The sequence below is a fragment of the Fibrobacter sp. UBA3718 genome (genome assembly GCF_002371935.1).
GTDB lineage: Bacteria > Fibrobacterota > Fibrobacteria > Fibrobacterales > Fibrobacteraceae > Fibrobacter.
In genome coordinates, this window is sequence record NZ_DFHR01000026.1 from 12,925 (window position 1) to 36,623 (window position 23,699).

The 23,699-nt window shown below is 53.6% G+C and carries 22 protein-coding genes and 1 tRNA gene; 16 read left to right on the forward strand and 7 right to left on the reverse strand.

Annotated features, from left to right (window positions below; translation table 11 throughout):
* Nucleotides 1–232: 232 nt before the first annotated feature.
* Both B4A77_RS12210 and lptE read left to right on the forward strand, forming a co-directional pair.
* Entirely contained in the window at nt 233–1,402 is a 1,170-nt protein-coding gene (locus B4A77_RS12210) for a PHB depolymerase family esterase (protein ID WP_290741066.1), read from the forward strand.
* Between the two features lie 93 nt (nt 1,403–1,495).
* Nucleotides 1,496–2,008, forward strand: coding sequence for an LPS assembly lipoprotein LptE (gene lptE, locus B4A77_RS12215; RefSeq protein ID WP_173365524.1), 513 nt, complete (start codon nt 1,496–1,498; stop codon nt 2,006–2,008).
* Nucleotides 2,009–2,037: 29 nt separating this feature from the next.
* On the opposite strand, the gene B4A77_RS12220 is transcribed toward lptE, so the two are convergent.
* A complete protein-coding gene (locus B4A77_RS12220; protein ID WP_290741070.1) occupies nt 2,038–2,523 on the reverse strand; it encodes an NUDIX hydrolase in 486 nt (161 codons plus the stop codon).
* Entirely contained in the window at nt 2,520–4,649 is a 2,130-nt protein-coding gene (locus B4A77_RS12225; protein WP_290741073.1) for a thrombospondin type 3 repeat-containing protein, read from the reverse strand. Before B4A77_RS12225 ends, B4A77_RS12220 begins: the two co-directional genes overlap by 4 nt.
* A gap of 72 nt (nt 4,650–4,721) precedes the next feature.
* Here B4A77_RS12225 and B4A77_RS12230 point away from each other — a divergent pair, with 72 nt between their 5' ends.
* From B4A77_RS12230 to B4A77_RS12240, 3 genes are read left to right on the forward strand one after another with little or no spacing between them, the layout of a single operon-like run.
* The gene (locus B4A77_RS12230) at nt 4,722–4,880 is read left to right on the forward strand and encodes a hypothetical protein (protein WP_173365521.1); all 159 of its coding nucleotides are present in this window, start codon (nt 4,722–4,724) and stop codon (nt 4,878–4,880) included.
* 13 nt (nt 4,881–4,893) lie between these two features.
* Nucleotides 4,894–5,097: a hypothetical protein gene (locus B4A77_RS12235; RefSeq protein ID WP_173365520.1), complete on the forward strand. Its 204-nt coding sequence runs from the start codon at nt 4,894–4,896 to the stop codon at nt 5,095–5,097.
* Nucleotides 5,094–7,424: a LysM peptidoglycan-binding domain-containing protein gene (locus tag B4A77_RS12240; RefSeq protein ID WP_290741076.1), complete on the forward strand. Its 2,331-nt coding sequence runs from the start codon at nt 5,094–5,096 to the stop codon at nt 7,422–7,424. The genes B4A77_RS12235 and B4A77_RS12240 overlap by 4 nt, the downstream gene beginning before the upstream one ends.
* A gap of 39 nt (nt 7,425–7,463) precedes the next feature.
* Here the strand turns inward: B4A77_RS12240 and B4A77_RS12245 are convergent, their stop codons facing one another.
* A complete protein-coding gene (locus B4A77_RS12245) occupies nt 7,464–8,216 on the reverse strand; it encodes a hypothetical protein (RefSeq protein WP_290741079.1) in 753 nt (250 codons plus the stop codon).
* Between the two features lie 136 nt (nt 8,217–8,352).
* On the opposite strand from B4A77_RS12245, the gene B4A77_RS12250 reads away from it, so the two are divergent.
* From B4A77_RS12250 to B4A77_RS12290, 9 genes are all read left to right on the forward strand, one after another.
* The gene (locus B4A77_RS12250) at nt 8,353–9,126 is read left to right on the forward strand and encodes an ankyrin repeat domain-containing protein (RefSeq protein WP_173381783.1); all 774 of its coding nucleotides are present in this window, start codon (nt 8,353–8,355) and stop codon (nt 9,124–9,126) included.
* A gap of 105 nt (nt 9,127–9,231) precedes the next feature.
* Nucleotides 9,232–9,990 (forward strand): DUF3450 family protein, encoded by a 759-nt coding sequence (locus B4A77_RS12255; protein WP_290741082.1) that lies wholly within the window; start codon nt 9,232–9,234, stop codon nt 9,988–9,990.
* Complete coding sequence (locus B4A77_RS12260; protein ID WP_290741085.1) at nt 9,987–11,480, forward strand: MotA/TolQ/ExbB proton channel family protein; 1,494 nt, start codon at nt 9,987–9,989, stop codon at nt 11,478–11,480. The genes B4A77_RS12255 and B4A77_RS12260 overlap by 4 nt, the downstream gene beginning before the upstream one ends.
* A 12-nt stretch (nt 11,481–11,492) precedes the next feature.
* Nucleotides 11,493–12,170 carry a MotA/TolQ/ExbB proton channel family protein gene (locus tag B4A77_RS12265; RefSeq protein ID WP_255370545.1) on the forward strand — a complete coding sequence of 226 codons (678 nt, stop codon included), beginning with the start codon at nt 11,493–11,495 and terminating at the stop codon, nt 12,168–12,170.
* Nucleotides 12,167–12,571 (forward strand): ExbD/TolR family protein, encoded by a 405-nt coding sequence (locus tag B4A77_RS12270; protein WP_072812130.1) that lies wholly within the window; start codon nt 12,167–12,169, stop codon nt 12,569–12,571. The genes B4A77_RS12265 and B4A77_RS12270 overlap by 4 nt, the downstream gene beginning before the upstream one ends.
* Entirely contained in the window at nt 12,571–13,212 is a 642-nt protein-coding gene (locus tag B4A77_RS12275; protein WP_290741088.1) for an energy transducer TonB, read from the forward strand. The genes B4A77_RS12270 and B4A77_RS12275 overlap by 1 nt, the downstream gene beginning before the upstream one ends.
* Nucleotides 13,202–14,170, forward strand: a complete 969-nt coding sequence (locus B4A77_RS12280; protein ID WP_290724494.1) for a tetratricopeptide repeat protein — start codon at nt 13,202–13,204, stop codon at nt 14,168–14,170. Before B4A77_RS12275 ends, B4A77_RS12280 begins: the two co-directional genes overlap by 11 nt.
* 29 nt (nt 14,171–14,199) lie before the next feature.
* On the forward strand, nt 14,200–15,939 hold the full coding sequence (locus B4A77_RS12285; RefSeq protein WP_290741090.1) for an FISUMP domain-containing protein: 1,740 nt from the start codon (nt 14,200–14,202) through the stop codon (nt 15,937–15,939).
* Between the two features lie 18 nt (nt 15,940–15,957).
* Nucleotides 15,958–17,076, forward strand: coding sequence for a hypothetical protein (locus B4A77_RS12290; RefSeq protein WP_290741093.1), 1,119 nt, complete (start codon nt 15,958–15,960; stop codon nt 17,074–17,076).
* Here the strand turns inward: B4A77_RS12290 and leuB are convergent, their stop codons facing one another.
* Nucleotides 17,077–18,168, reverse strand: coding sequence for a 3-isopropylmalate dehydrogenase (leuB, locus tag B4A77_RS12295; RefSeq protein ID WP_290741097.1), 1,092 nt, complete (start codon nt 18,166–18,168; stop codon nt 17,077–17,079). It abuts the gene before it with no gap.
* A gap of 163 nt (nt 18,169–18,331) precedes the next feature.
* Here leuB and B4A77_RS12300 point away from each other — a divergent pair, with 163 nt between their 5' ends.
* Nucleotides 18,332–19,456 carry a hypothetical protein gene (locus B4A77_RS12300; RefSeq protein WP_173381776.1) on the forward strand — a complete coding sequence of 375 codons (1,125 nt, stop codon included), beginning with the start codon at nt 18,332–18,334 and terminating at the stop codon, nt 19,454–19,456.
* Between the two features lie 10 nt (nt 19,457–19,466).
* On the opposite strand, the gene B4A77_RS12305 is transcribed toward B4A77_RS12300, so the two are convergent.
* From B4A77_RS12305 to B4A77_RS12315, 3 genes are all read right to left on the reverse strand, one after another.
* Nucleotides 19,467–20,726, reverse strand: coding sequence for an endo-1,4-beta-xylanase (locus tag B4A77_RS12305; RefSeq protein WP_290741101.1), 1,260 nt, complete (start codon nt 20,724–20,726; stop codon nt 19,467–19,469).
* Nucleotides 20,727–20,854: 128 nt separating this feature from the next.
* Entirely contained in the window at nt 20,855–22,486 is a 1,632-nt protein-coding gene (locus tag B4A77_RS12310; RefSeq protein ID WP_290741104.1) for a hypothetical protein, read from the reverse strand.
* A gap of 93 nt (nt 22,487–22,579) precedes the next feature.
* Complete coding sequence (locus B4A77_RS12315) at nt 22,580–23,488, reverse strand: tyrosine recombinase (protein WP_290724481.1); 909 nt, start codon at nt 23,486–23,488, stop codon at nt 22,580–22,582.
* 86 nt (nt 23,489–23,574) lie between these two features.
* On the opposite strand from B4A77_RS12315, the gene B4A77_RS12320 reads away from it, so the two are divergent.
* Nucleotides 23,575–23,647 (forward strand) — tRNA-Lys (locus B4A77_RS12320).
* Nucleotides 23,648–23,699: the final 52 nt, after the last annotated feature.

Consider the following 23,699-nt stretch of genomic DNA (forward strand, 5'->3'; position numbering starts at 1 on the left):
GTTAGGAAATTTTTACGCAGAAAATTTAGCAAATATTTTAAGCAGCCAATTCCAGAACCGTTAAAAAACACTTAAAAAGCCAATGTTTAGGAATTCATCTGTTGTACGTGTTTACACCGCTATTTATGCGGTGACGGTCACACTCCCGTATTATGGATATACATTATAAACGGGTAAGGTTTATGGAGGTAAACACCATGTAAACAAACGGAACATTCAGAGGAGTACAGAGATGAAGTTTCCAATACTTCTGCTAGCTGCGGCTACGCTTTCTTTCGCCCAATGGGGTGGCTGGGGCAATGGTGGCGGCGGAAAATCCCTAAACGATTACCAGAAAAAGTCCGTTTCTGGTCGAGAAATCCACGTCTATGCCCCGTCGGGCCTTAAGGAAAATAGCCCGTTGCTCATTTCGTGCCACGGCATGGACCAAGATCCCAACTACCAACAGTCCAACACCCACTGGGAAACTGTAGCCGATACGGCGGGCTTTGTGGTCGTTTACCCGAGAGGTGGTACGGGCATGAGCACCTGGGATATCCAGGGCGATAAGGATACCAAGTGGATGCTCGAAATCATCGACCAGATGTACACCGACTATAAAATTGATAAAAAGCGCGTGTATCTTTCGGGCTTCTCGATGGGCGGTATGTTCACCTACCATTCCATGAGCAAGATAGCTGACAAGATTGCCGCCTTTGCGCCTACTTCCGGTACAAATGTGTTCGGTGCGTCCAAGGCGATGCGTCCTGTTCCTATCATCCATCCGCATGGAACCAACGACGATGTTTTGCAGTACAACCAGGTTGAAGGCTTCATCAAGAATTACCGTGACCAGTTCCACTGCCCGTCTCAGGCACAGGAAGAAAAGAATTATCCCAATGCCGAAAATTCGGGTGCCACGATGTACACCTGGGGACCCTGCGACAAGGGTGTCTATATCAAGCACCTGAAGCTCCCCGGCCGTGGTCACAGCCCTTCCCATGCAGATGTTTCGGATATCTGGAACTTCGTGAAGCAGTGGAACGTGGACGGCCTTATCAGTGATAAGCCTGAACCGGAATCTTCTTCCAGCGAAGTCGCCTCCTCCTCTGATGTGGCGAAGTCCTCCAGCAGTGCAGCCGCCACGGGAAGTTCTTCCGGCCATCACCACTGGGGTGGAATATCTTCCTCTACGACCGCTTTGCCTGTGGATCCGGGCCTGCTTGCGGTTTCGGTCTACAAGTCCTCTGACAACTACATCGTAGTTGCAGGTGCCCAGGGCATGACCATCACGGTGTTCAATAGCCTCGGCAGCGTCGTGAGCATGACCCGCGCTCTCGGAAACCAACAGAAGGTTTACACCGGAGCCAAGGGCATGTATATCGTGAAGGTCGGCAGCAGGTCGTTCAAGTTTTCGCTCTAGGATTTACCGTAACGCCTTTTCGAAAGCACTCCCTGCGGGGAGTGTTTTTGTATTTCTTCTTTTGCCTTGCGTATTTGTTTTTAAATTTGGGATATGCTATCTAGGAATATTTCCCGATTGTTGTTCTTTGTCGCGGCAACCGCCGCGGCCTGTCTTTTGGCGGGTTGCTACAGCTTTACCGCCTCCACGCTTCCGAGCCATATCAAGACAGTCCAGATTCATGATGTCGATGACAAGGCGCTTGACCCGTTGCTGGCAAACAACATCCATACGGCTGTTGTCGACATGTTCAAGAAAAATGCGGGCGGGATCCGCATGGTGAACGAAGAGGCCAACGCCGATTTCGAGATAACGCTTTTGAGCTACACGAACAAGCCCGAAAACTACAACAGCAACAGCGATGTGGAAACCTATCGTGTGACCATACGTGTGAGCGTCAAGTTCTACGACAACGTCAAGGATCGAATCATCTACGAGAACAAGTCACTGTCGGCGGATGGCGTCTACGATATCCAGAAAAACGAGACCGAGGACCGCCACGGCCAGACTCGCGCCATCGAGAAACTGCAGGACCTGATTATCGCGAATGCGCTGGCGAAGTGGTAACCTTGTCACTATCTCATTGCTGATTTAATTTATACAAAATCCGAAACGGAAACCGGAACTTCGTTCAGGAGCGCCTCGGTGAGTGTGCTGCCTACGTAGGTCAGCTTGAGCGAGAAAAACGGTTCTCCGCGTTCCAGAAGTGAGAGGAAAATCAGGTCGCCGTCCCAGTGGGGGAGTTCTTTCACCTTCCGCTTGTCCACCCATTCGAGGACTCCCTCGTCACATTCCTTGATGCTTCCTGCAAATTCTGTCGCGGTAAACAGGTGCATGAATTCTGTCTCCTGCATTCCGTTGCTGATAAAGGTGACGATGCCGCGGTATTTCGGGTGCACAAGCGAAAGCCCGGTCTCTTCCATGACCTCGCGGCGGATGCAGTCTTCGGGGGATTCCTTTTCTTCGAACTTTCCGCCGATGCCGATCCACTTGTCCTTGTTGATGTCGTTCTTTTTCTTGACGCGGTGGAGCAACAGGTATTTGCCGTCTTGCTCGATGTAGCAGAGGGTCGTGTTTATCATTTTGTTTCGGATGCGGGAGGCGTCGTGTCGAACTGGAGGAACCGGACGCCACTGGTGTTGAGATGCTTGTATTTTGGATCCTGCGGCAGCTTTGTGCCGAACCCCTTGGCCTGGATGCGGTTCTTGCGGATTCCCTTGCTCACAATGTAGTCCGCGATTGCCTGTGCCTGTTGCTCGGCGATTTCTTCTCCGGCGGGGCTGCTGCATTGGATCTCGAGGACGAAGTCGAATCGCCTCATGAGGTAGATGACGTCGTTCAGTACGGTGTAGGTGGAGTTAAGCAGTTCGCCGGAATTGCCCTTGAAGCGGACCTTGGACGCGAGCGCGTTCAGGTTGTTCTTGGGTTTCAGCGGGCATCCGTCCTTGCCGACAATGATGTTCGGGAATGTCCCGGGGCATTTGTCCATGTAGTCGAGAACTTCGTCCCCGTCGGAATCGATGGGGCAGCCGATGGAATCGACGGGGGCTGCGGCCGGGGTGTTGGGGCACTTGTCGAGGGCATCTACGACACCGTCCTTGTCGTGGTCGGTGGGGCAACCGTTCTGGTCGACGGGGAATCCCCTCGGCGTCTCGAGACATTGGTCCTTGCTGTCAGGGACGCCGTCCCGGTCGTAGTCGGCGGGACAGCCGTCCTCGTTGACGAGTTCCCCTTCGGGACTGTTGGGACACATGTCCACATCGTTGGGAATACCGTCGTTGTCGAAGTCTAGCGGGCAGCCGAACCTGTCGACGGAGTATCCGCGCGGGGTCTCGGGGCACGAATCGAGATCGTTGAGGACGCCATCGTGGTCGTCGTCGAGGGGGCAGCCGTCGTCGTCTACCTTGTCGCTGGAAAGGGAATTGGGGCAGCGGTCGTGGTAGTCGTCTATGCCGTCATGGTCGGTGTCCTGCATGCATCCTGTGGAGTCGACTGCGGTCCCGTGCTTCGTGTCTTTGCACATGTCCAGGTAGTCGGGAACGCCGTCCTTGTCCGTGTCCACAGGGCAGCCGCTGTAGTCTACAACGACTCCGCGCGGCGTCTCGGGGCACAGGTCCATGATGTTGATGATACCGTCCTGGTCGAGGTCCACGGGGCAGCCGCGAGAGTTCACCTTCGCTCCCAGTTCCGTCTTGGGGCACAGGTCCTCGCGGTCGATGACGCCATCGTTGTCGCTATCCTTGCGGCTGAAATCTATGACCTTGGTAGCGGCGAGCAGAAGCGTGAATTCTGGGGTGCCGCGGATGTTGTACTGGATGTGGCTGTCGTCGCCGAGGGCTCGGCGGACGTTGACGCTGTTCTCGAGGGTCGGGTCCCTGACGAAGTCGATGCCGACATCCAAGCCTAGCGTAAGCGCGAGCATGTTCGGGAGGTGAATCTTTACGGCAGGGGTTACACGCAGCACGTGGTCGGTCAGTGCGTCGATAAAGTCACCTTCGAACAGTCCTGTTTCGCCTGAAATTTCAAGAATCCCGGAAACAGTCTTGTGCGGCAACAGCTCGATTCCCGTGCCCCAGACGAGGTCGTTGTTTTCTCCGTTTATCAGGTGGAGGAACCCAAAGAAAGTGTTCCAGTAGAGGATGTCCGAAAAGGTGACGGAAACGATTCCGGATCCTGCCATGGCCCATTTTTTTGCGCTGTAGGCATAGGATTTCTTGTCGTCGTGGATATACCACTGGTGCCTCGGCCGGAATCCGATGTCCTTTGCGCCGGTGGGGACGAAGAGTTCTCCCGAGAAGGCGAGCGTGACGGGGGCAAGTTCCAGGGGGTACGAGTACTTGAAGTAGGCCTGTAGGTCGCCCGCTCCGAATCCGTCCAGGTCGGTACCGGTGATTTCGCCGTCGTAGTAGAAGGGGAGGGACAAGCCGATTTCCAGAATGTCGGAAAGGCCGAACCCGACCGATATTCCTCCTCCCGAAGAGGGGGCGTCCTTGTCAATCAGGGTGACGGTCCCGTCGGGCGTGGAGTACCCGTTCATGGACAGGGCTCGGCCGTCGCTCACCGTTTCGTAGGTGGCGGACATGAACAGATAACCCTCGCCGAGCGTCTTGGCCGTCGGCACCCTGATGCCTTCCAGGCCGCGTCCGAGGCCGATCTGGGCATATAGGATTGAGGCCAGAGCCATCCATGTGAGCAGGATTTTTTTCATATCCTTAAAAAATTTAACTTTTTTTTCGTTTTTTTTATTGTTTTGCAAAGAATATGTATATATTTGCATCTCGTGAGACAAGTATCGACACCGAAATCAGAAATACCCTCCTGGCATCGCAAGGCGCAGAAGGCGTACCGCCTGAACCGGATTATTATCTTGTTGCAGGTAATCGCCGCTTTCGTGATGTGCGGGGTAATCCTGTACGGGGTGGAGAAAGTCGCCTACTGAACGTTGAGGTAATATGTTGAGTTACGCTTATCATTGTGGCCGCCGTCCCAAGGGGGATGGATTTGACGCTCCGGTTCCTTTTGCCAGCGAGGAAGAAGAGGAAGAGGAAATTGAGGAAGAGGAAGAAGTCGACGAAGAAGTCGATTTCGACCAGCCGTCCTTTAAGCGCGACCAGATATGGTCTGACTACGCAGAAGACCTGGATTACGATCAGTGATCCGTGGGTCGGTCTTTTGGGGCTATGCTGTAGCCCTTCTGGCATCAATCGTCCTGCTCGCCTGTTCTCCCAAGCAGGCTGCTTCGTCGTTGACTGACGTGCAGGTGGTGGAACCGCCTGCGAATGATTCCGTATCTTTTGCCGAATGGTCGCTCAAGTTTTCCGTCTCGGATTCCTTGGCCATCCGTCCTTCTTGGTCCAACTACCAGTACGCCCTGCAGGCGATGGAAAACCAGGAATGGAACCTGGCGAGACACTACCTTGAAAAGTCTCTGCGTCACCTTGTGACAGAACATTACGATTCCCTCTATGCGAATGTGAGTCCCAAGGAGGATTCCGTCTACAGGTTCCAGATGTCGGTGCGGCTGGTGCGCGCGCTTGACGAGGTTTTCCCGAACGAAGTGGTCGGTGCAGACAGCTCCAATGCGTTTGCGCAGAATGAAGTTTCCATCGAGGGTGTGGACGGCGAAGATGAAATGCTTGCCGACAGCGCCGCGCTTTCAAGTCTCGGCGGCTTCCTCGATACCATGGACGTAAGCGAGTTTACGTTGCCCGTGCAGTTCAACGAGCGCGTGCTGCAGGAAATCTATTACCTCACGACCAAGGCCAAGGGCTTTATCGAGGGCTCGCTGAGCCGCAAGACCGCCTATGACTCGCTGATTTATGCGAAGCTCGAAGAGCACAAGCTCCCGAAGGACCTTATCTACCTGTCCCTCGTGGAATCGGGATTCAAGGTGAAGGCCTATAGCCGTGCGAAGGCGTCGGGCCTTTGGCAGTTTATTCCGGAGACGGGCAAGCGCTATGGCCTCAATGTGGATTTCTGGGTCGACATGCGTCGTAATCCCGAGATGGCCACGGAAGCCGCAATCGGGTATCTTTCGTACCTCTACAGCGAATTCAACGACTGGCTCCTCGCGATGGCCGCCTACAACTGTGGCGAAGGCCGCATCCGCAAGCTGCTTCGCGAAATGAGGGCCGATACTACGCGCGATACCTCGCAGGCGATTACTTACTGGGATCTCCAGTTGCCCAACGAGACCATGCACTACGTGCCGAGAATCCTCGCCGCGATGGTCATTGGTCATTACCCGGAGCAGTACGAGCTCAAGGTAAAGCAGACCTACCGCCCCGTATTCGATACGGTCACCGTTTTCGATTCGTTCCCGCTGGAAGAAGTGGCCAAGCTGCTCAAGGTTCCCGAGGATACGCTCCGCACGCTCAACATGGAACTCGTGAAATGGTGTACGCCTCCGAATGTCGATTCCTACGTTCTTCGCCTGCCGCTCGGTAAGCGCGCCGTGTTCGTAGAAGGTTACGACCGGATGCAGAAGAACAACTTCTCCAGCTGGCACCATCACAAGGTGAAGAAGGGGGAAAACCTGGGGAGCATCGCACGCCAGTACGGCATTTCCGTTTCGGAACTCAAACAGGCGAACGACATGAAGAATGACCGCATCCGCCAGGGCAAGTCGCTCCTGATCCCGATCAAGGTGACCCCGCGCAGGTCCTCGGGCAAGAAGCCGACGAAAGTGCGCACCTATGTGGTAAAACTCGGCGACAACCTGGCCTCCATAGCCCGGCAGTTCGGCATCTCCCAGGAGAGCCTCCGCGTTTGGAATTCCATGGATGCCGCATCTGTCGTGAAACTGGGCGATACGATTTTCGTGTCTAAGCCGGAACTCAAGCCTTCTGCAGAAGACAGGAAAATCGTGCTGAAGAAGGGAGAACGTTATGTTGTCGTTTCGGGGGATACTTATGCGAATATTGCGGCCGCGCTAAAGATTCCCGCCGCTCTCCTGATGGAAGCAAACGGCGGCTTTGTGAAGCGCCTTTCTGTGGGGGATTCCCTTGTAATTCCGGCTTATGTGCCGCCTAAAAAGCCCCGGTTTGTTCCGTCGGAAAAGTCGTCTTCGAAATCGGACGCTGCATCCAGGTCCGACAAGGGCCGTTCGGGCCACGAATCGAAAAGCGCACCCGCAAAGGGCAATACCTACGTGGTAAAGTCGGGAGACAACCTCTATGGCATTTCGCTCAAGTTTAACTGCACCGTCGAAGACCTCAAGGCCTGGAACAAGCTCAAGGGCGACGGCATTTTCCCGGGGGATACCCTGATTGTCCGCGGCAAGCCTACGGCAAAGCAGGCGAATGCAGAGAGCAAGACCGAAGCGGCTCCGAAGGGGTTCGTCTTCTATACGGTGAAGCAGGGCGATTCGCTCTTTGATATCGCAAAGAGCTACAAGACGACCATCGATAGCCTCGTCAAGTGGAACGGCCTTAAGGATACCAAGATCAAGGCCGGTGACAAACTGAAAATCAAGAAGCCCTAGCGTAGGGTCTTAGGGAGGGTGGAACCCTCCCTTGTCGCATTAGAATAACGCTATGCTTAGGTTTATGAACGGCTGGAAGTAGGCGTCGAAATCCAGCATGAATTCGTCACCGTCCTTGGTGTCGGAAATGGGGCGCTCGTAGTAGGTGTGGAAGTATTCGTGCGAGTTGCGGACACCGCCGGAGAGCGTCACGGAATGGAACGCGATGCGAAGCCCGGCGCTGTAGCCGTAGCCCCAGAGGGCGGGCGCGAGGAACTTGGAATCGTTCTGGAAGAAAGTCTTTCCGGTAATGACGCCGCCGGCGAGGAAGAGCTTGGTCATGAACTGGTAGTTGTAGTTCGCGATGAGCGGGACTCCGACGTCGAAACCGAACTGGATGAGCACGATGTGCATCTGGTGGCGGCCCTTGATGTCGGAGACTTCGACGGGGACGTTCCAGCCGTCGTATTCGATTTCCAGGGCTTCCTGTGCCTTGTAGGCGCGTTCAAGGTCGCGGTCCTCGTAGTGGATGCCTAGGTACTGGTAGGCTGCGATGGCGTAGAATCCGAACCAGTCGTTGAGGGGGAGGTTGCCCGCGGCGCCGTAGAGGTAGGTGTTGTCGACGCTGATGTCGTATTTGCGATTGTTGACCTTGTAGCTGTAGTTGACGTTATCGGCCTTGACGTCCATGAATTCGACGTAAGGACCGACGGATACGCGTTCTTCGTATTTCTCGGTGTCGCTTCGGGTGGCTGCGGCCATGGAGTTGTCGATATAGACGGTGTCGGCGATGGCGGCAACGGAGGATGCCATAATTATGGATAATAAAAATTTACTCATGGATACAAATTTAATTTTTTTTGGAAAAAAATTTTTTTTTGTGAATAAAATGGTGAAAAAAGTGTAATTTTAGTGGCATAAGAACAAAAAACACCTTTTGGAGTATAAAATGAAGAAAACATTACTCGGACTTTGTGGCCTTGGCCTCGCTCTTTCCATGGTCGCCTGTGGCGACGACGTCAACTTCAAGGACCCGGCTTCCGTGCAGGCATTCCTCGCCAAGAGTGATCCGCAGGCTGTTCGCAAGGCTTTGACCAAGCACCAGATAGCCTTTACGCCGGGAAACTTCGTTAATTACGCCTTCAATAGCGACACCCTGATGATGACTGTGTTCCTGAAGGCTTCTTTTGAGATTGATGCTCTCGCCGATAACGGCAACAATGCCGTGGCTATCGCTGCGAACAAGGGCAACGTGATGGTGCTTAACTACCTCTTCGACCATGGTGCCAAGGCCGATGTGCGCAACAGCGCTGGCGAAACGGTGCTTGATAACGCCGTGATGATGGGCAACAAGGACGTTGTCACGCTCCTCCTCCAGCAGCTCAAGAAGGAAGGTGCCGATCCGGCTTCGCTCGGTACCGCTGTTCTTATCGCTGCCAAGGCCGGTAAGGTCGACATGCTCCAGGTGCTCGCCGATGCAGGCGCCCCGCTCGAGAACCGTGGCCCGGATGGCTACCTCCCGATTCACTGGACCGTGAAAAACGGCAACTACGACGCCATGATGTTCCTCATCGACAAGAAGGTCGACGTGAACGCCAAGTGCGGCCAGGGTTACTCCGTGCTCGACTGGGCCACGAACGAAGGCTACACACGCCTGATCAAGGCCCTCAAGAAGGCGGGTGCCAAGAACACCGCGCAGTACTTCAAGGATTCCAAGAAGTAAGCGTCGATTCTCCACTTTTTCGCTTGGAACCGTGGTCTAGGGGCCGCGGTTCTTTGTATTTTTTGGCCTATGAAATTTCATTTGTTTTCTAAGATATTCCTTAGTTTGTGCCTAGCTGGAGTGTTCTCCCAGGCGCAGGAGACGGTGGAAAGCGTACGCCGCCAGATAAAGGCGGTCGAGGCGGAAACCGCCCGCGAAAAGAACATGCACGATGCCGAAAAGAAGCGTCATGCGGAATTCGTCGAAGTCGGACGCAAGAAGGTCCAGGCGATTTCGGCGCAGAGCAAGGCTCTCAAGGCCGAAATGGATTCCCTGAAGGCGGAACTCAAGCATATTTCTGAAATTCGCCAGAAGACGATGGGCACAATCCGTTGGTACGAGAGTCGCAAGAGCAAGTACAACGAATCTTTCGCTAAGGTTATCGATTCCCTGGTGCCGGTTTTCGAATCAGACTTCCCCTACCGGAACGAGGAAACAGTGAAGAGCGTGAAAGAAATCGCAGAACAGTTGCACAAGGGAGTTATCGAGGCGGACGACGCATTGAACCGAACCCTCGAAGTGTTTTATGACCGCATCCGTCTTGGCTACACGACCGAAGTGTGGAAGGGGTTCTTGCAGGTGGATACCCGCAGCGTACCCGGAACCTTTTTGCGCTATGGCGCCGTGGCATCCATATTCGTGAGCAACGACGGCAACGACGTGCTTTGGCTTGCCCGTACCGCCGATGGTGGATACGTCTGGAATAACGTGTCGGATGACCTCGCGATGCGCACCGTATTGAAAGACGTGATGAAGGTCGCCGAAGGGAAGACTGCCCCGAGGCTCGTGACCATACCGGTCGTTTTTCCGAAGGAGGGTGAATGATGATTAGACAGTTTACCCTTGCTTTTGCCGTAACGGCAGTCCTTTCGCTTTCGTCGATTGCTGTGGCTCAGCAGCCATCCGATATCGATGCTGTGAAGAAGCGCGCCGAACTCAACAGCGCGAAGGCCGATCTGGAAGAAGCCCGCAAGAAGCGTGACATGGCTGTCGCCGCCCGCTGGAAGGACCGCGAGACGGCAAACCAGGAACGCGAGATGTTCAATGAAAAGTATCAGGAGAGCAAGGAGAAGGTCGACGCCCTGATGTCGGAGCGCGCCCGCCTGTTCGAGGATGTGCGAGTCGCCCGCGAAGATTTGGCACAGGTGAAACTCCAGGCCGAGAAGGCGCGTGCCGAATTTCTCTCGCTTGCGGCCGGCCCCGAACGTCTGGAAACTCTCTCGAAGTTTCAGGAACAGGGCGTGCAGTTCAAGGTGGCCGAACGCGTAGAGATCCAGAACAAGGTTAAGAAGGAAATGTCGCTTTACCGCGACGACCCGCTCCGGATTGCGAAGGGCGTGCTCGATGCCGCGCGTGCCGAGTTGGCCTTTACACGCGAAATGAATGTGGAAAAGGCGGAACTCGTGTTCGGCACTGCCGTTGCGCAGGGCGACCGCATGCGCCTTGGCGGCCTTTTCGCAATGCAGATGGCGAACGCTGTCGATATCAACGGGTTGCATCCGGCCGCCTTGATGCTCCCTGTCGCGGGCGAAAAGAAACGCGTGTATAACTGGCAGGAGAATTTGACTCCCGATACAAAGAAGGATGTTGCGAAGGTGTTTGCGAACGTGAACGATTCCGCGTTCGTGATGGTGCCGGTCGACGTGCTGCTCAGTACGGAACTTTCGTCCGAACTCGCGAACCACCAGGAAACCACCTGGAAGGACAAGCTCAGGCAATTCTTCAAGGACGGCGGCATTATCATGTACCCGATTGTTGCGCTGTTTGCCATCGGCCTGCTTATAGCCCTCTGGCGCTTTGTGTGGCTCATGGTGAGGGGCTTCGGCGGTATCGCGAACAGGCGCGTGCTGAAGGCACTCAAGGCGGGCGACATCGATACGGCACGCTCGCTTGCGGCAAAGACGCACGGCGAAGTGGGGAAGGTGCTGCGCACCGTACTTTCCAAGAACTACGCCGGCCGCGAGGGTGCCGAGAAGGCGCTCGAGGAACTCTTCTCCGCCGATGTCCCGAAACTGGAATCCGGACTCACTTGGATTTCCGTGATTGCGGCGACCGCCCCGCTGCTTGGGCTCCTGGGTACCGTGATGGGCATGATTGAACTCTTCGACGTGATTACGATGCACGGTACATCCGACCCGAAGCTTTTGGCGGGGGGCATTTCCATCGCCCTCGTGACCACGGAAGCGGGCCTGATTGTGGCGATTCCCTTGCAACTGATTCACACCTTCCTCGTGAACCGCGCCGATGCCGTTCGCAGCCGTATGGAAAGTGCCGGGCTCGCCGTGCTGAACGCGCTCTGGATCAAAGAAAAGTAAGCGGGAATCCCTGTGGAAACCGTAAGCGAAATATCTGTAATCGAAGCCGCCATGGCCGTGCTCTTCCGCGGAGGATGGGTGCTTGCGCCCATATTCGTCATTGGGTGGTTCGGCTGGTTCTTGATGCTCGAGCGCTACGGCTATTACTTCATGCTCAAGGGCGGCAGCGTGAACGGCGTGTTCGGCGGGTTCTGGAACAACCTGAAAAAGAAGGGCGAGGATGTCGCGTTCGCTAAACTTGCCCGCAGGCCCTACGGCTACTTTTACGCGCTTGCATGCGACGTGCGCGACCACCGTGCAGAAGGCCCCGTTGCCGTGCGTAACGCGATGGAAGAGACGCGCCACCGCATATCCGTGAACCTCTCGCGCTCGCTCAAGACGATTTCTACATGCGCGGCACTGGCCCCGATGCTCGGCCTGCTCGGTACGGTTTCGGGCATGGCGCATACATTCGATACCATCAAGCTTTTCGGGTTCGGAAACCCGACACTCCTGGCCGACGGCATCTCCGAGGCCATGCTTACCACGCAGGCGGGCCTGCTCGTGGCGTTCCCGCTGATGCTTGCCTACAACTTCCTCTCGGGTTGCGTTGAGAAGGTCGAGAAGCAGGCATGGAGCGAAGCGCTCAAGTACGAATCCTTTGTGTTTGAAAATCCCGCTTCAAATGAAATTGCAGGGGAGGAAAAATGAGTTTCATACGTAAACGTTCTAGCGATTCCGGCAAGATAGACATTTCCCCGATGCTCGACATCGTGTTCATCTTGCTCATCTTCTTCGTGGTGACGTCGACCTTCACGCGCGAAACCGGCGTGGACGTGACAAAGCCGAAGGCAAGCTCCGCGAAGGAACTCGCGAAGGAAAGCATCTTGATTGGCGTGACGCGCCAGGGGACAATCCACATTAACGAGACACAGGTGAACCTCTCGACCCTGAATACGGTATTGCGCCAGATGATGGCCGAAGCGCCCGACCGCCCCGTGATTATCGTGAGCGACCGCGACGCCCCCAACGGCGTGGTGGTGGACATTCTCGACGAATGCAATTTGGCTAAAGTCCGCAAGGTTTCCATTTCCGCGAACAAAGAGGAATAGTGCTCGACTTTCTCGCTAAATATTTCCGGTTCCCGGTGGCATTCGTGCTCTCCTTTGCTGTGAGCGCGGTGTTCTTCCTTGCCGTGCCGGTGCTGAACGCGCTGTTCTTCGACAGGGGCATAAAGACGGAGAAGGAACTCGACACCGTGACGGAAGTCGAGGTGCTCGTGAGCGAGAAAAAGCCCGAGGTGAAGCAGAAGGTTATACGCACCATCGTGAACCCGAACCCGTTCAAGATTTCCTCGAACATGGGTGTAAGTCGCAGCCAGAATTTCCAGATGGACCTTTCGCTTGCGCGCGGTGCCGCGGGTGACGGAGTCGCCGTGGGTACGGGCTCGATGGAAAACGTAGTGTACGAGGCGGGCGAGGTGGACGAACAGGCGCAGGTCTTGAAGGAAGTTCAGCCGACGTACCCGGCACGCGCCAAGAAACTAGGCATTTCGGGCTACGTGAAGGTGATGGTTGTCATCGACGTGTATGGCGACGTGGCGCAGGCGAACGTGATGAGCCTCGACCCGCCGGGTTACGGCTTCGAGAACGAGGCCCTGAAGGCAGTTCGCCAGTGGAAATTCAGTCCCGCTCAGCTTGGCGGATATCCCGTGGCACAGAAGGCCACAAAGGAGTTCCGCTTTGTTAAGTAGGTTGTTGTGTTTGCTGTTGCTTGCCGTGCCGCTTTTCGCGGCCGAGGATTATTTCTTCAAGGCGAACGAGCTTTACGACCAGGGGAAGTACAAGGAAGCGGTCCCGCTCTACCGTGCAGCCATTGACGAGGGCCGTTACGAGCCTTTCGCATGGTTCAACCTGGGCAACGCGCTGGTGCAACTCGACCGCAAGCAGGTCGCGATGGTCGCCTATAGGCGCACTGTGGAACTCCTGCCGAATTTCGAGAAGGCGTGGATGCTGCTCGGTGACCTCTACTACCTCGCAGATTCTCCGGGCGATGCGATTGCGGCATACCGACGCGCCATCGAACTCGGGGTGGAATCGGACCATGTGCATTTCGCACTGGCGGAATGTTACCTGAAGGGCCGCGACTGGACGCTTGCGCAGAAGAACTTCGAGCGGGCGCTACAGCTGAACCCTGACCGCATGGATGCCTGGTACGGGCTTGCCGAAGTCTACGAGAAGCTGGGCGACTACGAGTACGCCATCAAGACCTTGCAGAATGCGCTCCAGATGACGGCTACCGCGGGTGCCGACGTGCATTTCACGCTTGCCTATTACTACCGCAGTATGGATTCCACGCGCCAGTCCCTGAACGAGATGGAAAACGGCCTGCTGATGGACCCCGAAAACGTTTCGGCCCGCCGCTACCTCGCGCAGATGTATGTGCAGAACAATTCCCCGTGGATGGCAATCTTCACGCTGGAAGAAGGCCTGCGGCACAACAAGGGCAAGGGCGACCTCAACCTGGATTTGGGGCAGATTTACTTCAACCAGAAGCGCTACGACGAAGCGTTCGAATGCTACATGAGGGCTTGGCTTGCGGGCAGTTCACAGGGCCGCATCGGTGCCGAGAACGTGGGCCACGTGTTCTCGAACGCGGGCGATACCGAGAAGGCCGAAAGCCTGTACAAGCGGATTCGGGAAAAGAAGTAGACGGAAAAAGTTCTAACGTTAGGGGATATATGAACATTTGCAAGTGCGTTGTTGGTTTATTTGCTGTTCTTGTTCTTTTTGCCTGCGGTGATGATTCGTCAGGAACCAAGGAACCAGATTCTCCGCGAAAAGAGGTCATTAGTTCGATAACCGATCCCAGGGATGGGCGTGTCTATCAAACGACGCAGATTGGGACTCAGGTCTGGCTTGGGGAAAACTTGCAGTATGAAACGGATTCCAGCTGGTGCTACAACGATGATGTTTCCAATTGCGAAAGCTTGGGTCGCTTGTATGCTGGCGGGACCGAAAATCTCTGTCCGGCGGGTTTCCACATTCCGTCGCAGCACGAGTGGGAAGAACTGATAGACTATGTCGCCGCTGTAGAGCCCGACATCCCGCCGGCCAAGAGCCTGCAGGGATATGGACAGACGTGGTACGTATCCGGAAATAATGAGTTTTCCTTTGGCGTTCCGGGTGCAGGCTACCGTTCTGTAGATGGTTCCTATCGGGAAAGGATGGTAAATGCTTACCTTGCAACATCAAGGGCGGGCTGCTATCAGGGTTTTATCTCGAACTACCATCTGAACTTCCTGTGTGACGATTCGATTGCGGGGGCTTCGGTACGCTGCCTTAAGGACAGTTCCAATGCCGATGATGTCCTGCCTCTCTGCGACAAGCTGAACCTAAACGAAACCGTATATGAAGGCAACGGGTATTACACTTGCGATAAAGATGGATGGCGTGCTTCGAATTATGCGGAATACAATGCTTACGGGAACGAGTGCGTTGAAAATAAGATTATCAAGGGGAATTTTACAGGCTTTGCCTATTTTATACGCTTCATTTGCGATAATGGTCGCTGGCGAGAGGCGACAGAAATCGAGAGGAATACAATCGACAAGGATTGCTCGAAGGCGACAAATGAAATTATCCAGGGACCCGTGGAGTTCTACAAGTACTATATCTGTTCGGATTCTGGCTGGAGAGTAACGAACATGTGGGATTTCCAGAAGGACGACTACTTCAATCCGGACGTTGAATATGGCACCCTGACGGACCCGCGTGACCAGAATACGTACAGGACGGTGACGATTGGTGCCCAGCTATGGATGGCCGAGAATCTCAACTACGCCGATAGCGTGAAGACTCCGAACCTGAAGGGAAATAGCTGGTGCTATATGGACAATCCGCAGAACTGCGAAAAGGCGGGGCGTTTCTACACATTCCTGGCGGCTATGGATCAGGATACTTCCTTTGCAGACAATAACATCGAGATGCCCTTGGGATCGGTCACTCAGGGAATTTGCCCTGAAGGGTGGCATATCCCGTCTGAATTGGACTGGAACGCGCTCCTTTCGTATGTAATCGAAAGGTACGCTCAGGAGTCTGCTGTTGCTCTTTATGCTGGATTGGTGGAGGGCGCTTCGGTTAGTGAAATTTTCACCTATACCTATGCGTTTAAATCCGTTGTCGCATGGGATTTCGATTACTGGCGCGTCGCGAGCAATGCATCCGGTTTTTCCACTGTTCCTATGGGCCGCAGGGATCCTGACGGTAGCTTTGTGAATACGCAGGATAATTTTAATATCTGGCTTGCTTCGGAGAAACTTGTCCAGATGTTTATTGCGGGAGCGCCGGCAGGGGAAGATATTGCGAGCTCGGATTATTATCCGGTTATTTCTGCATATAACACATCGATTCCCGCGAGCTTGCTTCAGCAACCAGATGCCCGCAAATATGGTTATCCGGTCCGCTGTATCAAGGATTAACTTTCTACATTTGTAATCATGTCAAAGAAGAAAAAATCCTGGAAATCGAATAGTGGCGCTGCGGCTTTCCGCGGCAAGGAAGACCGCATCCGCGAAACGCTCTCGCAGGTCATCAGTGGAGAAAGCAGGCTCCTGCACCGCCCGGATGAACTGTACGAGACTATCGCGAAGACGATTGACGATATCGAGGATTTCAAGGATGTCGGCCTGCAGCTCGAACTGCTTGCCTGGACGCTCCGCACGGACTTTCTCTCGTTCAAGGCAGACGACGAGGAACGCGACGACTGGGAAAGCCTCTTCTACGACGCGGGAACCTTCTTCGTGGAACTTGCAAGCCAGTACGACGACAAGGACTACATTGCCGATTTGGTCCATGACCTCGCTCTGCGCCATGTGGGAGGGGAAGGCCGTTCCGTCGTTTTCCTCTCCCTAAACGAAATCCTGCCTGACGAACGCGCGAAGGCTCTTGTTGACGAGCTTATCGCGACGGTTACGGAGGTCGAACTCCAGAACCGCGAAGACATTATCGATGCATTGACCGACATGGCCGATGCTCTGGGCGATTGCGAACGCTATACGAAGGCCGCCCTCCTCAAGGACCCGGACAAGAGCAACGCGACGCTAATCGATATCGCGAACGAGTACTTTGTCGCAGGCAACATCGAGCTTGCTAAGCAGTGGCTCGGCGACGTGCGCGACCCCGGTGCCGAAGACGAAGAAGCCTATCTCGACCTCATGGCGGCTATTGCCGACAAGGAAGGCCGCAAGTCCGATTGCCTCAAGATTGCAAATCTTTTGTACGAAAAATTCCCGAAGGTCATCAACCTAGCTCGCCTTTGCCAGCTGGTTGATGAAAAACAGGCCGATACGCTCCTCAGCGAACATTCCAGCTTCCGCAGCGGCGGCAATGTCGATACCGAATTCATGCAGTTGCTTCTCGGCATGAAGCGCTACGCGCTTCTCGAAAAGTATATCGACATGTACGAGAAGGACTTGCCTGCAGAGGATGCAGAAGTCCTGAACGGAATTTCGGATGAACTAGAAAAGGCCGGCCAGAAAGAACTGGCCGACCACATTCGAGAGTGGACCGTCGAGGAACCCGAGGATGCTCAGGCCTTCGACGACCGCGACAATTAATTACTTCAGGGCTGCAATGATAGCATCACCCATGCCAGTCGTGCCGACCTTGGTGCAGCCTTCCTGGTAGATATCGCCAGTGCGGTAGCCCTGAGCGATGACCTTTTCGCAAGCAGCTTCGATAGCTTTTGCAGCTTCTTCTTCCTTGAAGGTGTAGCGGAGCATGAGGGCCACGGAGAGGATCTGTGCGAGCGGGTTAGCAATACCCTTGCCTGCGATGTCCGGAGCAGAACCACCTGCCGGTTCGTAGAGACCGAAGGAGCCTTCGGCGATAGAAGCGGACGGGAGGAGACCCATGGAACCTGTGAGCATTGCGCATTCATCGGTGAGGATGTCGCCGAAGAGGTTCGGGCAGAGGAGCACGTCGAATTCACGCGGGCGCTTCAGGAGCTGCATGGCAGCGTTGTCCACATAGAGGTGCTCGAGAGTCAGTTCCGGATAGTCCTTGATGACTTCGTTCACGACTTCGCGCCAGAGCACGCTCGTGGTGAGCACGTTGGCCTTGTCGATGGAGGCTACCTTCTTGTTGCGGAGCATGGCGGCGTCAAAGGCGAAGCGGGCAATGCGTTCGACTTCGTAGCGGCTGTACTTCATGGTGTCAAAACCGATTTCTTCCTTGGAGCCCGGAACGCCTTCGCGGCCCTTCGGCTGGCCAAAGTAAACGTCACCCGTCAGTTCGCGGACGGTGAGGATGTTGAAACCGTCGCCAACGATGTCGGCACGGAGCGGGCAAGCGCCTGCGAGTTCCTTATAGACGCGGGCCGGGCGGAGGTTGCAGAAAAGCTTGAAGTGCTTACGGAGCGGGAGAAGAGCACCGCGTTCCGGCTGCAGGTTCGGGGGGAGGTGTTCCCACTTCGGGCCACCCACGGAACCGAAAAGAATACAGTCAGAAGCTTCGCCCAGCTTGAGGGTGCTTTCCGGCAGCGGAGAACCGCTTTCGTCATAGGCGGCACCACCAACGTTTGCCCATTCGGCGTTCACGTCGAAACCGAACTTCTTCGCGACCACGTCCAGCACGCGGACAGCTTCTTTCATCACTTCGGGGCCGATACCGTCGCCTGGAAGCACTGCAATCTTGTAATTCTTGCTCATTTTTAATCCTTGGTTTATAATTTGAACGGGTACAAAGATAGTAAAAGGTGAGTGTCGCGGCAAAGTGTTTACACTTTGACATGACCGAGCCGCACTATCTGCGCTCTGAAAGAGCGCCAATTTAGTAAATTTATGGGTGAAGGGCTTTTTTTGCGGGTGATGTATGCTTTATAGAGTTCTGATTCTTTTGATTTTAGCGATTTTGGCGGGATGTCACCAGAATCAGGATTCCCGTACTGGTGAAACAGTTTCCTTAAATACCTATAGGGTACTAGATTCTGCACAATTCAATAATTATTTCATTCCTCATGACACGAGTGGTAAAAAGTATTCACAAGACTTTATTTTTTATAAACTAGTTAATAACTTAGATTCTTCGAAAGAAAATATAACATATAAAGTTTGTTTTTCGGACGTTGATGGAATCTCGGTGAAACATCCCTGTTCCCTAGATTCGGTCTTGCTTGTGAACCTTGCTAAGAAGTTGAACTATAGCGATCCACAAAAGGGAATAAAGGTCCGTTTGCAGTATGTCTATTATAATGCGTACGAAAATTCCTCTTCTCGATTAGTCTTAAAGGACGGTCTTGTGATTTTTAAGGGTGATCCGTTCTATTCGCCTATATTTCTTAATGAAGACAGTTCCTATCAGGCGCTGTGTACATCTTCTGATGGGACAAGATGCGATGAATTGTTCGCACGAGTTGTTGTTTCAAAGAAACTTTTCCCGGATAGTGTTCTTACGGCTAAAAAATTACCTTGGGTAGAAGAAAGATATAGTGTCTATGTCGATGAATCAAGTTTCGCAGAACGTTTTGAAACTGATTACCTATTTAGTTCTATTTATTACGAGGAAATACACCCTTATGAAGGAGATGGTGTTATTTCGTTTGAAATGTGTTATAAAGACGGTTTGGCATACCCTTGCGATCTATCTCCAACAGAATTGTCCCGCGTTCAACGGGCTATCGAAAAAGAAGGTGACACATTGATTGCTCTATCCCACCAGAGTCATAGAATATGGACTGTAGAATCGTTTGCCATAGATGGAATGTCTAGCCTACATACTTGTAAGTCTCTTGCAGGGAAAAATTGTGATGAATTGTTCGCTCTTGTTCGTAGGAATAAAGAGCGTGAAGATGGCTTTCGGGGATGGTTGACGTTATATCGCTTTAAAATGACGGACTTATCTTTTACTTTAGGGCAGTTAGGCTATCGTGATAAAGTTACCGTTGCTACTGTGGGACTCTACAAGAAAGATGGAACCCATATTGCGGATGTTCGTTGAATAAGGCACGTTAACGTGCAATCCGCACTTGTTTTACGGTGCCATTCCGGACGGAGCGGAGCATGTAGACGCCCTGGACTTTGATATCGCTGGTATTCTGGAGTGTTGAAACGGCCTCGTCGATAGTGTAGGCGCGCAGGCGGCCGAGTCGGACGCCGTTCAGGTCGAATACGTCGTACGCCTGGAGGGTATTCGCCTGCAGGTGGAGGCTGCTGCCGATTGCAATCGTGGAATCGGCAATAGTCGTGTCCCTCGCAGTGGTATCTTCCTGAAAATTGAAATATTCCTTGAGCCATGTCATTGCCGGGCGGTCTTCACCATCCCTGATGAGGCCGCAACAGTTAATCCCTGGGTTTGTGATGCATTGCATTAAGGATTGCCCATAGAGATAGCCCCATAGGGTGACTCCTACTACATATTCGGTTTCCATGAAAACAGGAATATGTTCCGCGAAGCAGTTTTTTTGAATACTGTCTATTTCATTGCTGATGTTGTATTCAGAAATGAGTAGAGGCGTTTCTGTTTTCTCGTAAATCTCCTGAAGGGCGTTCTTGAGCAAGTCTGGATTGTAGCATTTCATGGGGCCGGTTCCCATCACAATCAAATCGTTGCCTTCAAGTCCGTAGGCGTCAACTGGGGCCCCGTTGTTCTTGATCGTATTGATTAGGTCGATCCCTTCATTTCTTTCCCACTGGATTGTGTTGTAGTCGTTGTAAATGAGGATTGCTTGGGGCCAGCGTTCGCGGGCCATCTTGAATGCGGTGGTTATGAATTTATAGTCTTCGTTGTCGCCGCCAAGGGCTTCGATAATTTTGTTGTTGCTGCCTATTTGTGAATGGATTCGCCTGGCTTCACTGACCACGTTGATGTATTCTAGATCCGGATAACGCTCCGCAACGGCATCGAACCACGCGGTAATGGCTTCTTTTGTTTCGTCCGCACTAAGGTCTCTAAGCCAAGAAGGGTTTCCCGAAGCCCATAATAGGGCATGAAATTTGAATGTAGCCTTGTTCTCTTTTGCCCAGTTGTAGGGGATGTCGCATTCGGAAAAATCGAAGGTGCCGCGAGTTTGTTCGACGGTTCGCCAAGTGCATTGCCTTTCTGGGGTAATCTGATTCCAATAAGTCCCGAAGTCAGAAGGGACAGGCCCTTCGACAGTTGTACTGCCGAGGAACTTTGCCGCACCGTCGGCAAGGCCGGGGCCGGCAAATACACCCGTAAATGCGTATAAAAGCGCAAGAGTGACAATTTTTAAAATTCTAGAAGTCATAGCTATCCATTATAAACATATATTCCCTTTAGGGATAAATTCCCAGGGTTGCGCTGTTTGTCGTGGATAATACGTCAATATGCAAAAAGGAACCTTGCGGTTCCTTTCTGCTTGAAATGTCGATGAAATTAATCGTCGTTTTCGTTGCCCGAGGGCTTAGCGCAGCGGTCTCTCGACCAGTTGGTCTGCTTGAAGCAGGCGCTTCTGGTGTAGCAACATCCGTTGGCGTTGTTAGCTGTTTTTTCGCATTCGCAAGCAATACCGTCGTTGTTGCCATCAGCGTCAACAAGTTCGCCGCTAGCGCAGACCACCATAAATCCCTCACCATGGTAAACATTGTTGATGCAGGTCTGCAGGGTGTTGTGGCATAAGCCGAAGTAGGTTCCCAGGGCGTTGCACGATACGCGGCGCGTCTCGTTAGTAAGGTCGAATTCAAAATCTTCCACGCGTTCTTCAGGAGCGGAGACTGGTTTGTGATTCGTCCAGTTGTAGCCGTGAACTTCTTTCGCTGCCATCTTTTTACTAGGAATCAGGTCCTTCCATTTCTGTTTCGTCTCGAAACTCCTGAACGGCGGGTAGTCGGGGTCTTCGTCCTTGAGAATTTGTTTGCAACGTTCTTCGTCGTAACAGGGGTTTGGATTGGAGGGTGCTCCAATCATGGGTTCACCCCAGCAAGGATCGCAATCAGAACATTGATCCGTGTCGCATTCGTTCTCCATCTTCTGTGGATCGGTGCCTTCTCTACAAGCGACGGGGCATTGGTAATACTCCTTGTCGAGCGGGTCGAACTTGTTATGGAGCCTTTCCCATTGCCCGTCGACGCACCTGTACATGATGGCGTTGTTGTTGATGTCGTTGTCGCACCTCAGTTCTCCGTTAAGGCATTCGCCGCAGATGGCCTTGTCGGTACGGCATGACTTGTTGCCGCATATGGAAACGGCCTTCTTGGCTTCGCCTGCAACACACTCGTAGACGGTTCCCTTTCCTTCGTCATCGTTGGTGCAGGTGTGTTCGTAGTTCGTGCATTCGCCGCAACCGTTGTCGCGCGGGTCGCAGGATTTCCCGTCACAGCTCTCGGTTACTTTCTTGCCCTTTTCGCAGTGGGTGACGGTCGCCTTGAAGTTTTTGTCTTCGGTACAGGTCTGTACGTCATTGAGGCATTCGCCGCAGTCCGTGCCCTCTTCGTTGCAAGAGACCGTGCCGCACGAGCGGTTCACGACGATTCCTTTTATGCATTCCTTGACAATGCCGATGCCCATGGGGCTGTTGGAGCAGGAGTTCTTGTAGCTGTCGTCGCATTCGCTTTCGGCTGTGCTGATGGGGTTCGCGCATTTCTTGGTCATGGTGTTGCAGACAGAACCGACATCGCAGATTTCTTCGCTACAGACGCAGATACCGTCCTTTTCCTTGCCGCCCGAAGCTTCGCATAGCTTAGCGAAGTTCTTGAGGTCTTCCTCCGAAGCGGACGACGAACTGCTCTTGCCTTTTGCCGACGATGAAGAACTCTTCTTTACGCTGCTCGACGAACTAGACGTGTCTGCGATTTCGACGCGATGCCACTTGCTGTCGTCGCAGAAATACTCCGTCTCCTGCTCCTTGGCATACACGGTGTCGCCCTGGTTGCTTTCACCGCAAGTTCCGAGTTCGTAAATCGAATTGACTTCGGTGATGATCTTACGGCCGGAGGAATCGTCGTCGCCGCAGGCGCTAAGTGTTATTGCGGCTCCGACAGCAGCCACAAGGAAAAAAGTTTTTCCCATATAAGACTCCTTTGTTTTCCCATACAAGGCTAAGTATAGTTTTTTGGCCGGAAGTCTATGGCGGTTTCTTGGGGACTTTGACTATATAACCCCCTATTTTGGGGTGCCAGTCCGTTCTTCAATCTCGCGCGGGTGGAACAGCCGGTGTTCCTGCTTGATGAATTCCTTGTCGATGTGCGTATAGATTTGCGTGGTGCTGATGTCGGCGTGGCCTAGCAGTTCCTGCAGAACGCGCAGGTCCATGCCCGCCTCCAGGCAGTGGGTAGCAAAGCTGTGCCGGAAGGTGTGCGGCGAGACCTGCTTGGTCAGGTGGGCCGTGTGCTGTTGCACGATTTTCCAGGCTCCCATGCGGGTCATGGGCTTGCCGCGGGAATTCAATATAACGTTGTCTGTAGTCGGGTGGGTGAGGGGGCGGCCTTCTTCGATCCAAGCCCGCAGGTTTTCCTTCGCCTTGCTCCCGAGGGGCACCAGACGCTGCTTGTTGCCCTTCCCGATGGGGGTGAGCCACTCGTTATCGAGATCCAACTGCGAAAGCTTGATTCCGAGCGTTTCCGAGATGCGTAGCCCCGCGCTGTACATGAGTTCGAAAAGCGCCGTATCCCTCAGCGGGTTCTTGCCGTTTGCCGCACTCTCGAACACGCTGTCGACCTCCTCGCGGGTGAGGTACTGGGGGAGGTAGTGTCCGAGCTTGGGACGTTCGAGCATCGATTCGGTGCTGTAGTCGTATTCGCCCTCCTTCTGCATGTACTTGAGGAACCCGCGCAGGCTCGAAAAATGCCTCGCGATGGATGTGGGGGAGTATTCCACCTGCCCGGCAGTGAATGTCAGGAACTCGTCCAGCTTTTCGGGGGTCAGTTCCTTCAGATCGAGCCCGATTTCGTCGAGCCAGCCTACAAAATGCCGCAAATCCTCCTGATAGCTCTGGATGGTGGCCGGAGAAAGGTTCCGTTCCACCCCCAAAAACGCCAGGTAGGCATCTACGCGGTTCGAATTGAGGCTCATGTAGTGGAATTTAGCTTTTTTTCTAAAAAATCCCCTTGACAGCCCTTTTTTTCTTTTCTATAATTGACCCCGTCCTAAGCGACTATGGATGATTAGCTCAGTTGGTAGAGCAGCTGACTCTTAATCAGCGGGTCGCAGGTTCGACCCCTGCATCATCCACGAAAACCTCTCCCCAGCGGAGAGGTTTTTCTTGTATAAACCGAAAACCACC

Excerpts from the sequence above, each read along its gene's own strand:
- B4A77_RS12210 (WP_290741066.1), top strand. The coding sequence starts at position 233 with ATGAAGTTTCCAATACTTCTGCTAGCTGCGGCTACGCTTTCTTTCGCC.
- lptE (WP_173365524.1), top strand. The coding sequence starts at position 1,496 with ATGCTATCTAGGAATATTTCCCGATTGTTGTTCTTTGTCGCGGCAACC.
- B4A77_RS12220 (WP_290741070.1), bottom strand. The coding sequence starts at position 2,523 with ATGATAAACACGACCCTCTGCTACATCGAGCAAGACGGCAAATACCTG.
- B4A77_RS12225 (WP_290741073.1), bottom strand. The coding sequence starts at position 4,649 with ATGAAAAAAATCCTGCTCACATGGATGGCTCTGGCCTCAATCCTATAT.
- B4A77_RS12235 (WP_173365520.1), top strand. The coding sequence starts at position 4,894 with ATGTTGAGTTACGCTTATCATTGTGGCCGCCGTCCCAAGGGGGATGGA.
- B4A77_RS12245 (WP_290741079.1), bottom strand. The coding sequence starts at position 8,216 with ATGGCATCCTCCGTTGCCGCCATCGCCGACACCGTCTATATCGACAAC.
- B4A77_RS12250 (WP_173381783.1), top strand. The coding sequence starts at position 8,353 with ATGAAGAAAACATTACTCGGACTTTGTGGCCTTGGCCTCGCTCTTTCC.
- B4A77_RS12260 (WP_290741085.1), top strand. The coding sequence starts at position 9,987 with ATGATGATTAGACAGTTTACCCTTGCTTTTGCCGTAACGGCAGTCCTT.
- B4A77_RS12270 (WP_072812130.1), top strand. The coding sequence starts at position 12,167 with ATGAGTTTCATACGTAAACGTTCTAGCGATTCCGGCAAGATAGACATT.
- B4A77_RS12285 (WP_290741090.1), top strand. The coding sequence starts at position 14,200 with ATGAACATTTGCAAGTGCGTTGTTGGTTTATTTGCTGTTCTTGTTCTT.
- B4A77_RS12290 (WP_290741093.1), top strand. The coding sequence starts at position 15,958 with ATGTCAAAGAAGAAAAAATCCTGGAAATCGAATAGTGGCGCTGCGGCT.
- leuB (WP_290741097.1), bottom strand. The coding sequence starts at position 18,168 with ATGAGCAAGAATTACAAGATTGCAGTGCTTCCAGGCGACGGTATCGGC.
- B4A77_RS12300 (WP_173381776.1), top strand. The coding sequence starts at position 18,332 with ATGCTTTATAGAGTTCTGATTCTTTTGATTTTAGCGATTTTGGCGGGA.
- B4A77_RS12305 (WP_290741101.1), bottom strand. The coding sequence starts at position 20,726 with ATGACTTCTAGAATTTTAAAAATTGTCACTCTTGCGCTTTTATACGCA.
- B4A77_RS12310 (WP_290741104.1), bottom strand. The coding sequence starts at position 22,486 with ATGGGAAAAACTTTTTTCCTTGTGGCTGCTGTCGGAGCCGCAATAACA.
- B4A77_RS12315 (WP_290724481.1), bottom strand. The coding sequence starts at position 23,488 with ATGAGCCTCAATTCGAACCGCGTAGATGCCTACCTGGCGTTTTTGGGG.